General features: G+C 62.1%; 15 protein-coding genes. 6 read left to right on the top strand and 9 right to left on the bottom strand.

The annotated features are described in order from the left end of the window. Nucleotides 1-27: 27 nt before the first annotated feature. A complete protein-coding gene (gene apbC, locus NPX02_RS00505; RefSeq protein ID WP_260291150.1) occupies nucleotides 28-1119 on the top strand; it encodes an iron-sulfur cluster carrier protein ApbC in 1092 nt (363 codons plus the stop codon). Between the two features lie 91 nt (nucleotides 1120-1210). Further along, nucleotides 1211-1732, top strand: a complete 522-nt coding sequence (locus NPX02_RS00500; RefSeq protein ID WP_260291149.1) for a deoxycytidylate deaminase — start codon at nucleotides 1211-1213, stop codon at nucleotides 1730-1732. 683 nt (nucleotides 1733-2415) lie between these two features. Here the strand turns inward: NPX02_RS00500 and NPX02_RS00495 are convergent. Genes NPX02_RS00495 through purM form a run of 3 tightly spaced genes read right to left on the bottom strand, consistent with a single transcriptional unit; the run spans nucleotide 2416 to nucleotide 4864 of the window. Further along, nucleotides 2416-3150, bottom strand: a complete 735-nt coding sequence (locus NPX02_RS00495; RefSeq protein WP_260291148.1) for a DUF3108 domain-containing protein — start codon at nucleotides 3148-3150, stop codon at nucleotides 2416-2418. Beyond that, a complete protein-coding gene (gene purN, locus NPX02_RS00490) occupies nucleotides 3147-3815 on the bottom strand; it encodes a phosphoribosylglycinamide formyltransferase (protein ID WP_260291147.1) in 669 nt (222 codons plus the stop codon). Before purN ends, NPX02_RS00495 begins: the two co-directional genes overlap by 4 nt. Beyond that, on the bottom strand, nucleotides 3812-4864 hold the full coding sequence (gene purM, locus NPX02_RS00485; protein WP_260291146.1) for a phosphoribosylformylglycinamidine cyclo-ligase: 1053 nt from the start codon (nucleotides 4862-4864) through the stop codon (nucleotides 3812-3814). Before purM ends, purN begins: the two co-directional genes overlap by 4 nt. A gap of 292 nt (nucleotides 4865-5156) precedes the next feature. On the opposite strand from purM, the gene NPX02_RS00480 reads away from it, so the two are divergent. Beyond that, a complete protein-coding gene (locus NPX02_RS00480; protein ID WP_260291145.1) occupies nucleotides 5157-6233 on the top strand; it encodes a DUF2066 domain-containing protein in 1077 nt (358 codons plus the stop codon). Between the two features lie 42 nt (nucleotides 6234-6275). Further along, a complete protein-coding gene (locus tag NPX02_RS00475; RefSeq protein ID WP_335342495.1) occupies nucleotides 6276-6833 on the top strand; it encodes a CDP-alcohol phosphatidyltransferase family protein in 558 nt (185 codons plus the stop codon). Nucleotides 6834-7123: 290 nt separating this feature from the next. On the opposite strand, the gene hda is transcribed toward NPX02_RS00475, so the two are convergent. Genes hda through arsC form a run of 3 tightly spaced genes read right to left on the bottom strand, consistent with a single transcriptional unit; the run spans nucleotide 7124 to nucleotide 8784 of the window. Further along, nucleotides 7124-7837, bottom strand: a complete 714-nt coding sequence (gene hda / locus NPX02_RS00470) for a DnaA regulatory inactivator Hda (protein WP_260291144.1) — start codon at nucleotides 7835-7837, stop codon at nucleotides 7124-7126. 3 nt (nucleotides 7838-7840) lie between these two features. Beyond that, nucleotides 7841-8437: an NAD(P)H:quinone oxidoreductase gene (wrbA, locus tag NPX02_RS00465; RefSeq protein WP_260291143.1), complete on the bottom strand. Its 597-nt coding sequence runs from the start codon at nucleotides 8435-8437 to the stop codon at nucleotides 7841-7843. Continuing rightward, nucleotides 8437-8784, bottom strand: a complete 348-nt coding sequence (gene arsC, locus NPX02_RS00460; protein ID WP_260291142.1) for an arsenate reductase (glutaredoxin) — start codon at nucleotides 8782-8784, stop codon at nucleotides 8437-8439. The genes wrbA and arsC overlap by 1 nt, the downstream gene beginning before the upstream one ends. A 118-nt stretch (nucleotides 8785-8902) precedes the next feature. On the opposite strand from arsC, the gene NPX02_RS00455 reads away from it, so the two are divergent. Both NPX02_RS00455 and NPX02_RS00450 read left to right on the top strand, forming a co-directional pair. Further along, nucleotides 8903-9370: a TlpA family protein disulfide reductase gene (locus NPX02_RS00455; protein ID WP_260291428.1), complete on the top strand. Its 468-nt coding sequence runs from the start codon at nucleotides 8903-8905 to the stop codon at nucleotides 9368-9370. A gap of 8 nt (nucleotides 9371-9378) precedes the next feature. Then, on the top strand, nucleotides 9379-9636 hold the full coding sequence (locus tag NPX02_RS00450; RefSeq protein WP_260291427.1) for an acylphosphatase: 258 nt from the start codon (nucleotides 9379-9381) through the stop codon (nucleotides 9634-9636). A gap of 280 nt (nucleotides 9637-9916) precedes the next feature. On the opposite strand, the gene NPX02_RS00445 is transcribed toward NPX02_RS00450, so the two are convergent. From NPX02_RS00445 to fabA, 3 genes are all read right to left on the bottom strand, one after another. Further along, on the bottom strand, nucleotides 9917-10906 hold the full coding sequence (locus tag NPX02_RS00445) for a hypothetical protein (protein WP_260291141.1): 990 nt from the start codon (nucleotides 10904-10906) through the stop codon (nucleotides 9917-9919). Nucleotides 10907-11027: 121 nt separating this feature from the next. Further along, a complete protein-coding gene (gene cpdA, locus NPX02_RS00440; protein ID WP_260291140.1) occupies nucleotides 11028-11873 on the bottom strand; it encodes a 3',5'-cyclic-AMP phosphodiesterase in 846 nt (281 codons plus the stop codon). A 409-nt stretch (nucleotides 11874-12282) separates the two neighbouring features. Continuing rightward, nucleotides 12283-12798 (bottom strand): 3-hydroxyacyl-[acyl-carrier-protein] dehydratase FabA, encoded by a 516-nt coding sequence (gene fabA / locus NPX02_RS00435; RefSeq protein WP_260291139.1) that lies wholly within the window; start codon nucleotides 12796-12798, stop codon nucleotides 12283-12285. Nucleotides 12799-12847: the final 49 nt, after the last annotated feature.

Below are 12847 nucleotides of genomic sequence, written 5' to 3'. Positions count from 1 at the left end.
TGCGAGGCCATCTCGTAGGAGCATGCAATGGCTGAAGTAACGAAAGAGTTGATCGAAGAGGCAATCAAGGGCTACATCGAGCCCCACCTGGACAAGGATCTGGTCAGTGCCAAGTCTATCAAGGGGATCGAGATCGATGGCGGGGCCGTGAAGGTGGCCGTCGAGTTGGGGTTTCCGGCAAAGGGCTTCAGAGATGAACTGGCCGATGCGCTGAAGGCACGGATTACCGCCGTGGCGGGCGTCACCGCGGTTGCGGTGGATGTCGACTGGAAGATCACCGCCCACTCGGTGCAGAAATCACTCAAGCCGATCGACAACGTGAAGAACATCATCGCCGTCGCCTCCGGCAAGGGCGGCGTCGGCAAGTCCACCACCGCGGTCAACCTGGCGCTGGCGCTGGTGGCGGAGGGCGCCAAGGTGGGGCTGCTGGATGCGGATATCTACGGGCCTTCGCAGCCGCGCATGCTGGGCGTCTCGGGGCAACCGGAATCGAAGGACGGCAAGAGTCTGGAGCCGATGGAGAATTACGGTATCCAGGCCATGTCCATCGGTTTCCTGATCGACGAGGAGACGCCGATGATCTGGCGCGGACCCATGGTCACCCAGGCGCTGGAGCAACTGCTGAATGACACCAACTGGGACAGCCTGGATTACCTGATTATCGACCTGCCGCCGGGTACCGGTGATACCCAGCTGACCCTGGCGCAGAAGGTGCCGGTGTCGGGTGCCGTGATCGTGACCACCCCCCAGGACATCGCTCTGCTGGATGCGCGCAAGGGCTTCAAGATGTTCGAGAAGGTGGAGGTGCCGGTGCTGGGTATCGTGGAGAACATGAGTACCCACATCTGCTCCAACTGCGGCCATGAGGAGCACATCTTCGGCGAGGGCGGTGGTCGGCTCATGGCCGAGCAGTACGGGGTCAATTTCCTCGGTGCCCTGCCGCTGGATATCCGCATCCGCGAGGAGACCGATGGCGGCAAGCCGACCGTGGTGGCCGATCCGGATGCGCGCATCTCCCAGATCTATCGCGAGATCGCCCGCAAGACCACGGCCATTCTGGCCCTGCAGTCCAAGAGCTATGCGGCCAAGTTCCCCAATATCGTGATCCAGAACAACTGAGTGCACCCGCCGTGGTGGCATTTGTTGCCGCCACCACGGCTGTTTCTCAATCCCGGTCAAACACCAACCAATCTCCAGTGAGGCGACCTGAATGAGTGTCAAATGGGATACCCGTTTCCTGGGGCTGGCGGCCCATATCTCCGCCTGGAGCAAGGACCCCTCTTCCCAGGTGGGTGCGGTGATCACCGATGGCAACCGCATCGTCTCGGTCGGCTATAACGGCTTTGCCGCGGGGGTGGAGGATCGCAGCGAGCGCCTTGCCGATCGCAACTGCAAGCTCAATCTGACTATCCATGCGGAAGAGAATGCCATGATCTTCGCCAAGCGGGATCTCACCGGCTGCACCGTCTATGTCACCCATCCCCCCTGTCCCCGCTGCGCCTCGAAGCTGATCCAGGAGGAGGTCGGGCGGATCGTCTGCATCTCACCCAGCGAGGATTTTCTCTCCCGCTGGGCCGACGACCTGAAGCTCTCCCAGGAGATGTACCAGGAGGCGGGGGTCGAGTATAGCAGCTACGATCTGGAACAGATCAACGTGGACGACGCCCGCATCACTGTGGCGCCGGGCGGCTTTTTCAAATCGGTGATGAGCCGGTTGTTGCGGCGCGATTGATTTAATCTGAAGTAACTACTCACGGGGTGATGGGCCTACCTTGCCGGCCTCGCGTGATGGCTTGTATCCTCGAAACCACCCTCTTTTTCAGCGCCTGCCCAAGCCGCTCCCGGCCATTGCATCCTCGGCTCTGTAACCGGTACGTCCCTGTACCACTCCTCATGGCCTCCGCGGCATAAGTCCATCCGTGGACAAAACTTGCTGCGCTCAAACAAGGGCAGGCTTGAATCTGAAAAAGGGACCGGATTCGAGGCGCCATCAAGATCGGCCAACCAGGCAGGCCAATCACTTTCAGACCGGGTGAGTAATTACCATCTGAAAACCTCATCTTAACTGCGAAGAATGCAAAGTACGCAAAGGGATACAATGGCTTACCTACATTTCTACCCAAGTCGGCAAATGAAAGACCGGGAGAATACGGATTGTTGATTGAATGGCACTAAGCTAAGGCAGGAATCCATTTTTTCGTCATTCCGACGCAGGCCGGAGGAGTGGTGCAGGGATGCACCGTTTACGGACCTGAGGATGGAATCCATGAATTCACCGCGGATGCGGGTTCTGGATCCCGGCATTCGCCGGGATGACGGGGGCTCTGGGCTTAACTTAGTGCCATTCGATCGTAGTTTTTCTTCGTGTTCTTTGCGTTCTTAGCGGTTAAATAGAGGAATTTAGGTTTAACCCTTTCAACTCTCCCCGTCCTGCCAGGTGACCGAGACCAGCTCCATCACGTAGTCGCCGTCCTTTTCATGCTTGGCGATCCGCACCGGCAGGAAGTTCAGGTCGGGGGCGAACCAGAGCGTGGCCCGGGAGGGACGGTCATCCTTGTTCCTGGCCAGCTTGATGGCCTGGTACTCACCCGACTCCGTGGCGACCGGTCCCCGGCTGACCTCGGTGTAGCGATAGCGCTTGAGCAGCCCGCCGTCGGCCACCTGGTATTCGGCTGCCTTGTTACCCCGATAAAGCGCCAGCATCAGCGCCAGCTGCTGGCTGAACTTGTCCTGGGTTCCCTCGGGAATCTCCATGGTCCAATGGGAATCGGCACTCTGGTTCGCCACCTTGCCGGCTTGCCAATCGAAGTCGAGGTTCACCTGGCGGGTGCGCTTGGGCCGCTTGTGGGTGTACAAGTAGCGGCTGGGGATGATGCTGTTGTTGACCACCCGGCCCTGGCTTTGTTCGGTGATTTCATCGTTGCGGAATACCGCCGCCAGGCCCACCGGGGTGGTGTAGGCCCGATAGGTATAACGGCCTTCGCTGGAGAGGCGCAGGGTGATGTTGGCCCGGCCGATGACCATGCTCCCCATGCTGACGCGGTATTCGGCACTGAAGGGTCTGAGTTGCTGCGCGGTTTCCGCCCCGGCAGTTCCGGGTGGCGACAGGGCCAAGGTCGTCAACAACAGGCCAACCCAGCGCACGTTCATCCGACCGTTACCTGGTTGAATTCCATGACAATCGGTCCCTGCAGTGTTTCTCCATCCAGCTCGATCCCGCCCTGGTTCACCCGCAGCCGTCCCTCGGCGAACCAGCGAATCACGGCTGGATAGATGCGGTGCTCCTGGGTCAGTACCCGGGCCGCTAGGGTAGCTTCGTCATCTCCCGCCTCCACCGGTACGCGCACCTGCAGAATCACCGGGCCGCCGTCCAGCTCCTCGGTGACCAGGTGGACACTGGCGCCGTGCACCCGATCTCCCGCCTCCAGTGCGCGCTGATGGGTGTGCAGCCCCCGATACTTTGGCAGCAGGGAGGGGTGAATATTCAGCAGCCGTCCCTGGAAGTGCTTGACGAAGTCCGGTGTCAGGATGCGCATGAAGCCGGCCAGGATCACCAGGGCCGGCTGGTATTCATCGATCAACCCCATTAGTGCCCGGTCGTAGGCCGCCCGGTCCGGGTAGCCGGTGTGATCGAGCACCCGGGTGGGGATGGCCGCCTGGCGGGCCCGCTCCAGGCCGAAGGCGTCGGCCCGGTTGCTGACCACCCCGCGTATTTCCACCGGAAGTCCGCCCGCGGCGCTGTCGATAATCGCCTGCAGGTTGCTGCCGCTGCCGGAGAGCAACACCACAATGGGGAGTTTCCGCTGTTCGGTCACGCGGTCAGTTCCACGCTCGGCGCCCCGTCATGGGCTTCGATGCGGCCCAGTCTCCAGGCGGATTCCCCCTGGGCCTGCAGCAGCGCGATGGCCCGGTCGGCGTCCCCCTCGGCGACACAGACCACCATGCCGACGCCGCAGTTGAAGGTGCGCAGCATCTCCGATTCCACCACATTGCCCTGCGCCTGCAGCCATTGGAACACCGCCGGCCGCTCCCAGGAGCCGCCGTCGATCACGGCGCGGGTGCCCTGCGGCAGGACCCGGGGCAGGTTCTCCGGCAGCCCGCCGCCGGTGATGTGCGCCATGGCGTGAATATCGATCGCCTGGTGCAGCGCCAGCAGCGACTTCACGTAAATCCGGGTCGGGGTGAGCAGGGCCTCGCCCAGGGTTGTGTCACCCAGAGGCTGATGCAGATCCGCGCCCGAGACCTCGAGGATTTTGCGCACCAGCGAGTAGCCGTTGGAGTGGGGGCCGGAGGAGGCGAGCCCCAGCAGCACATCGCCGGGCTGTACCCGGTCCGGCTGGATGATGCGGGATTTTTCCACAATGCCGACACAGAAGCCGGCCAGATCGTAATCGCCTGCCGCATAGATGCCAGGCATCTCGGCGGTCTCGCCGCCGGTGAGGGCGGCGCCGGAGAGCCGGCAACCCTCGGCAATGCCCGCGATCACGCTGCTGGCGACGTCCACGTCGAGGTGCCCGGTGGCGTAATAGTCCAGGAAGAACAGCGGTTCGGCACCGGTGACGATGATGTCGTTGACGCACATGGCCACCAGATCGATGCCGATGGTGTCGTGCTTCTGCAGGGCCAGCGCCAGGCGCAGCTTGGTTCCCACGCCATCGGTGCCGGAGACGAGTACAGGCTCCCGGTAGCGGTCCAGCGGCAGCTCGAAGAGCGCCCCGAATCCCCCCAGGCCGGTCATGACGCCGGGTCTGAAGGTGTTTTTCACTATGGGTTTAATCCGCTCGACCAGGCTGTTTCCGGCATCGATATCGACACCGGCGTCCCGGTAACTCAGAGAGGCGGAATCGGTCTTGTTCTGATCCACTGATCACTCCTAAGAGAACGTGCTGCAGTTGTTGAGTCTACCAAATCCACTGGCCGGGATCAGGCAAAAGGAGCGGAATTATACCACTGGAACGGATGACGGGTGTTTTTTCCGGCCGCTAACCGGGTGACATCGGGCGGTCCCGGGGGTGCGAATGGATTTGCGGCTGGGGTCAGGCTAGAATCGACCGGATTATCACGCCAGTCGGATTCTAAATTACATGTCCAGTTGTTCATCGAAGCGCACGCATCGCTTGGTAAAATCAATTCAGCTACTGCTCTTGTGGCTGTGCATGGGGTATGGTCCGGCCGCCACGGCCGGCCAGGTAACCGGGTTGTACAGTGCGGAGGTGCCGGTAGCGGGGCAATCCGTGGAGCAGCGGACCGATGGAATCCGTCGCGCCTTTGCCCGGATGCTGATCAAGGTGACGGGCAACCGGACCGTGCCCCAGCGCCCCGAGTTGCAGGAGGATATCGCCCAGGCGACCCGTTACGTACAGCAGTTCCGCTATCGGCTGGGCGCCGGCCGGTCATCCGCCGCCGAACCCCCGGCCGCGGAGGATGGGGCAGTGGACAGTGGGGAGGCCTCCCGTCTGTTGACCGTGCAGTTCGATAGCGCCGCCGTGCAGCGCCTGCTGCGGGAGCGTCGGCTACCGGTGTGGGGGAGGAATCGCCCCTCCGGCCTGGTCTGGCTCGGCATCGAGAGCCAGGGGCAGCGCCGGGTGATGCGTCCCGAGCTGGATGCCGCCCTGATCGATGCCATGACGGTGACCGCAGAGCAGCGCGGTGTCCCGTTGCTCCTGCCGTTGATGGATCTGGAGGATCAGGCCGCTGTGCAGGTCGCCGATCTCTGGGGTGATTTCGAACAGAATATCCGTCGCGCCTCGCAGCGCTATACACCCGATCTGATCGTAACCGGCCGGATGACCCAGCTCTCCGGGCGTCTGTGGCGTGTGACCTGGCGTCTCTATCATGGGAACCGCACCACCAGTTGGAGTGATGAGGGTGGCGATCCCGTCGACCTGGCCCGTGAAGGGGCGCAGCATGTGGGCGATCTGCTTGCGGAGCGCTATGCGCCGGTGGGCGGGGAGGCGAATCTGTCCCCGATCAGGCTGCGGGTGAGTGGGGTGACGGCGCTGGTGCAGTATGCCGGGGTGGGACGTTTGCTCCAGTCCCAGAGTTCGGTCGAGCGGGCCGATATGGTCGCCGTTGAGCCGGACGCGGTGATTTTTGAGTTGCAGGTACGCGGCGGTATCCAGGTCCTGGAGCAGGGACTGGCGCTGGGGGGCGTGATCGAACCGGTCACCGATCTGCCGGATGCGACGCAGTCGCTGGTGGAGGGAGTCGATCTCTTCTACCGTATGCGATAACCTCGGCATAATCGACGAGTCTTTCAGGGCGACAGGGTAGCGATGCTGAAACGCGAAGATATACCTAATCTGATCAGTATATTGCGTATCTTCATGTCGGTGCCGATTGTCTGGATGTTGCTGGAGCAGCAGTTCGGTGTGGCACTGGTGTTGTTTGCCGTCGCCGGTATCTCGGATGGCCTGGATGGCTATCTGGCCAAACACTACGGTTGGCAGAGCCAGCTCGGGGGGCTGCTGGACCCGCTGGCGGACAAGGTGTTGCTGGTCTCCAGCTATCTGACCCTGGCGCTGATCGATATCATCCCGGTCTGGCTGGTGATGCTGGTGATCCTGCGCGATCTGGTGATCGTGACCGGCGCCCTGGTCTACCATTTCCGGGTGATGGAGTTGACCGCCAGCCCCAGCCTGATCAGCAAGATCAACACCTTTTCCCAGATCGTACTGGTGCTGGCGGTGGTGCTGGACCGCGGACTGGTGACGCTGCCCGGCGTGCTGCTCGACAGCCTGGTCTGGGTGGTGATGGCGACCACGCTCGCCAGCGGGGTCAACTATGTCTGGGTCTGGAGTCGGTTGGCCATGGCGCACCAGAAGGACCACTGAGACGGTCAATAACCAACTGGCTGGTTAGCCATCCAGCCCAGCCCTGCCCTTTACCCATAAGTGGGCCGGACTGCATCCGGGAGTAGGATGGGTGGAGCGCCCCCATGAACTCTCCGCCGGCTCCGTCTCCGGCGCGCAACCCATCGCGCACCTGCATCCGCATCCGAAGATGGGTTACGGCGCGCCCGAGCGCCGCGAACAGCCGTCAACAAGGGTGCCGCGCCTCCACCCATCCTACACGCGTGTTCATCGGCATTTGTGGATGAAGAGTAGGCCCAGCCATCATCAGGTCAGGAAAAACCTTGGTCGGCCTGCTGTTCCAGGAAGGCCTTGATGAACGGAATGGTCAGCCCGCGCTTCGCCTCCAGCGACGCCTGGTCGAGCCGTTTCAGCAGCCGTCGCAACGACCCCATGTCACGCTGGGTATGGCGCAGGATGTACCGGGCGGTCTCATCGCTCAACGGCAGGCCGCGGCGGGCCGCCACCACGGTCAATGCCTGAATCTTGTCCTGGTCGTTCAGCGGATGCAGTTGATAACAGAGACCCCAGCTCAGGCGGGAGACCAGGTCGGGCAGCCTGATCGGCAGATTCAGCGGGCTGCAGCGGGCGGCAACCAGGAGGGATTTCTCCCGTTCCCTGAGCCGGTTGAACAGACCGAAGAGGGCCTGTTCCCAGTCGGCATTACCGGCTATCCCTTCCACTACGTCCAGACAGATCAGGTCCAACTGCTCCAGGTCGTCGAAGATCGCCGGCGACAGCTGGGTGGCCTGGTCGAGCGGTATATACAGGGCGCTCCGTCCGGCCTGGTCGGCCAGCTGCGTGGCGGCCTGCAGCAGGTGGCTCTTGCCGGTCTGCGGCGCTCCCCAGAGGTAGATGAACGGTTCGCCCGTTCCCCCGGCGCAGGCGGCCAGATCGGATACCGCCTGTTGATTGGAGGCCGGCAGGTAGCTCTCAAGGCCGGTACTCTCCGGCAGGGTGAGTCCGAGGGCGAGTTGCTTCGACATGGATCAGGGCGTGGTCAGTTTACTGGCGATGGCGGCCACTCTTTTACCCATGGCGCGGCAGAGCTGTTGCTCATCTTCGGTGAGCGGCAGTTTGCTGTCGACACCGGCCAGGTGACTCGGGCCGTAGGGCGTGCCGCCGGAAGCGGTGTGCAGCAGTTCGGTCTGGGTATAGGGGAGCCCGGCAAGCAACATGCCGTGATGCAGCAGCGGCAGCATCATGGAGATCAGGGTGGTCTCCTGGCCGCCGTGCATGCTGGAGGTGGAGGTAAATACCGCCGCCGGTTTGCCGACCAGGACACCGCTCAGCCAGAGGGAGCTGGTGCTGTCGATAAAATGCTTCAGCGGCGCGGCCATGTTGCCGAATCGGGTCGGGCTGCCCAGGGCGAGTCCGGCGCAGGATTCCAGGTCGGTCAGGGTGGCGTAAGGGGCGCCGCTGTCGGGGACGGCCGGTTCGGTCGCTTCGCAGACCGCGGAGACCGGCGGCACAGTGCGCAGCCTGGCCTGCATACCCGCCACCTCTTCGACCCCGCGGGCGATCTGCCGGGCCATGGCGGCGGTGGCGCCGTAGCGGCTGTAGTAAAGCACCAGTATGTCAGCCATCAGAGTATGTCCAGTACGCGCTCGGGCGGACGTCCGATCACCACCTTGCCATCCTTCACCACGATCGGCCGTTCGATCAGCCGCGGGTGGTCCAGTATGGCCTGGATCAGCTGTTCATCCGACAACTCGGGATTATCCAGCCCGGCCTGTTGGTACTCGGCCTCGCCGCGGCGCATCAGCTCACGCGGTTTCAGCCCCAGCGCCTTGAGGATGCCGATCAGCTCTTCCCGGCTGGGCGGCTGTTTCAGATACTCGATCACTTCGGCCTCCACCCCTTCCCCTTCCAGGATCTGCAGGGTCTGGCGGGATTTGCTGCATTGTGGATTGTGATAGATCTTTACCGTCATGGTAATCTCAGCTCCTGTCCGGCTTGTGGCCGTCCATTGTAACCAAACCACGGGGGTTGAAACAGCTTCGATGGGTGTGCTTATTAATAGAACGCGGCTAAAGTGGGCCGTGCTGTTGATGCTCTTCACCTCCGCTGTCCAGGCGGTGGATGTCACCCTGCCCGATCTGGCGGGCAGGGATCGGTCGCTGTCGGAGTTTCGCGGCAAGTGGCTGCTGGTAAACTTCTGGGCTACTTGGTGTCCACCCTGCATTGCGGAGATGCCGGAGCTGGAGCTTTTTCATCTGGCGCACAAGGAGCGGGACGCACAGGTGGTGGGTATCAATATGGATGACCTGGAACCACCGCGGCTCAGCGAATTTGTCGAGGAGATGTTCATCAGTTACCCCATACTGCTGGCGCCGGTTGATGGCTATACTCCCCTGGGAAGGGTGGCGGCACTACCCACCTCGCTGCTCATCTCGCCGGAGGGGGAGATTGTCAGCCGGCATATCGGCAGCCTCACCGCCGGGATGATCGAACAACTGATCGAACAGCAGGTCGGCATTCGGGCGGGGAAAACAACAGAAGCAGGAGTTGTCCAGTGACGATCTGTATGCGATATCGGGTTTCGGGCAGGGTTCAGGGGGTGTTCTTTCGGGCCTCGACGCGGTTTGAGGCCGAGCGACTGAAGATTACCGGATATGCCAGGAACCTGGCCGATGGCCGGGTCGAGGTGTTGGCCTGCGGCGAAGTGGAAGCGGTCGATCAGTTGCGCGGCTGGCTGACCCGCGGACCCCCTAACGCCAGGGTGGAGGGGGTTTCCAGTGAACCGGTCCCCCTTCGTGAACTGGCGGATTTCACCATAGATTAAGGGCTCGCGCCAAAATAAGTTTCGGTATTCGGTCGTCACTGAACCCCGCTGGCGGCGTTACACTTTTTGGCAAGGGAACGGGTTTGTCCAGGGATGGACTTATGCCGCGGAGGCCATGAGGAGTGGTACAGGGATGTACCGTTTACGGAGCCGAGGATGCAATGGCCGGGAGCGGCCATTGTCTGCAAAGCGTGCCTTGCCAGCGTGGCGCCCAGGGTAACCCGGCGACGCCCTCGGTACTGCGAAATTATTCTTGCGCGAGCCCTAAGTACCGGCGACGCTATTTCGGGAGAGGCTCGGACCCTGTCTCCGGAACCGGATCGCTCCAGGGCCTGAACACGGCCGGGGCGCCATTTACCTTGTAGCCGCCGTCCTGAGCCGGGGCAGGTGGTATCGGGGTGCCGCCACGGCTCGTTGGGCGCCATGCGTTCTGCTGCTGGTCGTTCGCTGTGGAGCGAGACGGGGAGTGCGCCGGAGATGGCTGGGGTTGGTGCCGTTCCGGCGGGCGGTTCAGTGGTTGTGCATAGCCCGGATAGCCGGACTCCCCGCCCTGCGGATAGTCGGGCGGCAGCCAGGGCTCATATCCCGGTATCGGCTGGAGCTGTTGGGACGGTGGGGTGGCGTAGCCGCCCTGATTCCCCGGATAGTAATCGCCCGGATAGTAATCTGGAGTGTAACCCGGTGCCGGCCCTGCGGGTCCCGGATACCCCTCTCCATAGCCATAACCCCCATAACCATCGGCATAGCCTGGCGGATAGGTGTAGCCCGGCGGTACGCCATCGGGGGTGTATGCCGGCGCGGTTTCCTCCTGATAGGGGTAGGGAGATCCATAGGCGGGTGTCGGGTAGTAACCGTACGGGTAGCCGGGTGCAACCGGCGTGCTCCAATCCCCGGGATAATCTGTCGCTGGGTAGGGTGGCGGATAGGAGCCATAGGGGTCCTGCTCGCCATAGGTGTAGCCGTAAGGGGGTGCTCCCGCCACCCCGTCGGGTGGAAAAGCGCCACTGTAGGGGATACCAGAGGGGATATCGACGGGCGCATCGGTCCCCGGGGCCGGATAGCTGTCGGCGGGATACCCGGCGGCGGCCGGATTGGGCGGTTGTTGCGGCAGCGGGATATCCGTAGGGCTCGATGTTACGGATGGCTGATAGGCCGGGGGAGCATCGAGGGGTCGCCAGCCGTTGCCGGCTGCGGCGCCGGGCAATTCATCCCCCCGTGTGGTGCTCATTACCAGTGCGAGGCAGCAGGCGCCGAGGCTGGACCTTTGCATGGTTATACTCCATAGAAATGACCGGATGAGCAGGCACTCCGGTTCTTGTTGGGGCTATCATAACTGGAAAAAGGGGCGGCTGTCGCTGTCGGGAGCTGCTTGTCGGGGGCGGGGTTCCGGTTCAGTAACCGGCGGTTTTGAGGTCCAGGCCGGGGGGCAGGGCGGCTATTCGTTCAACACCGGTGTCGATGCGGCCATCGGGCTGCAGTTCCAGCCAGCGAAATCCTGGCGGTGCTGTGCTGATACCGAATGTATCCTGATTCTCGATGAACTGGATGCAGGTGGAGGGGGTCCCCAGCATCCTGATCCCGTGGTGATCGGTCTCGAAGGTCTGATGGATGTGGCCCCAAATCACCCCCTTCACATTGTCATGCCGCTCGAGCAGGGAGAGGAACGGCCGCGGATTGTCCAGCACCATCTCGTCCATCCAGGCGCTGTTGATAGGTATCGGGTGATGGTGCAGGGCGATCAGCGCGTGCCGGTCCGGATTATCGCGCAGCAGTTTATCCAGGGTCCGCAACTCCCGCTCACTCAGGTGCCCGCCCTCTAAATGGGGTTGGGTGGAGTCGAGCAGTATGATCAGCCAGTTGCCGAGCTTCACCTGTTTGGGAACATCCACCAGGCCGCCCCGCATGTGCGCGTTGAGCGTCTCCGGTTTGTCATGATTTCCCGGCAGGCAGCAGGCCCGGACACCGAACTCCTGCACCCGCTGCCGGAGTCTCCGGTAACCGATGGGGGAGGCGTCATGGACCAGGTCGCCGGTCAACAGCAATAGATCGGTCTGGGCTTTCTGTTGTTCAGCCAGCGACATCACCCAGTCAAAGCTGATCTGGGTATTGATGCCTGCAAGCTTCCACTCGGTATTGGCATGCAGATGACAGTCAGTGATCTGCAGAATCCTCAGCGCCCCTGGGTGCCGGCCGGATTCAGGTTTCTGACTAATGAGTTTGACGATATCTTGGGCCATATAGAAACAGGTTTCGACCGATATAGCTGAATATTAAGTCATGAGCGGTAAATTTGTATCAGATATGGGTGTGATGGACGCTGCAATTAATGTCCGGTAAGGGGATTTTCCCTCTGAAACCTGCTTTTTTGCGAACCGCGTCACATTTACTTCCTGTTCCCCGCCAGACCGGCGGCTCGGCTTGGATTCCGCCCGTCGGGGGCGGTGCGCCGGTTATGCTCCCATGGAGCGGGCTCCATCCAGGCTACAGAACGGGAATTTTGAGCAGTCACGCAGGATGCGTTGAGTGAAATGAACCGCATCGATCAGGACTGATGCGCAGCGCAAGTTTTTTCGCGGAAAGGAAAAATCGCGGGCCGGATCCCGCCTACGGAGAGGGATCCGGCTCACTCGGGCGCCCGTGGCGGGATCAGAAGTTGTCGGTGGAGACGAACAGGCCGACTCGCAGGTCCTTTGCGGTATAGATTTCCCGTCCATCCACCTTCATCACGGCGTCGGCGACGCCCATCACCAGGCGGCGGGTGATGACCCGCTTCAGGTCGATCTGATAGGTCACCTTGTTGGCGGTGGGCAGGACCTGGCCGGTAAATTTCACCTCACCCACACCCAGCGCCCGGCCATGTCCCGGATTGCCCAGCCAGGCGAGATGGAAGCCGACCGCCTGCCACATGGCGTCCAGCCCCAGGCACCCCGGCATCACCGGATCGCCGGGAAAGTGGCATGCGAAAAACCAGAGATCCGGCGTGATGTCCAGTTCCGCCTGAATCTCCCCCTTGCCATATATCCCGCCCTCATCGGAAATGTGGGTGATCCGGTCCATCATCAGCATGTTGGGGACCGGCAGCTGGGCGTTGCCCTCGCCAAACATTCTGCCGTGGCCGCACTCCAGCAGCTGATCTTTTGTAAAGCTTTCTACTTTTGCCATGAATCCAGTTTCTCTAGGTTTTTCAGGATCGGGGCACACTGCTGACGCA

This window comes from Sedimenticola hydrogenitrophicus, assembly GCF_025175675.1.
In the GTDB taxonomy this organism is placed as follows: domain Bacteria; phylum Pseudomonadota; class Gammaproteobacteria; order Chromatiales; family Chromatiaceae; genus Sedimenticola; species Sedimenticola hydrogenitrophicus.
This window is presented reverse-complemented; position numbering and strand designations above follow the sequence as displayed.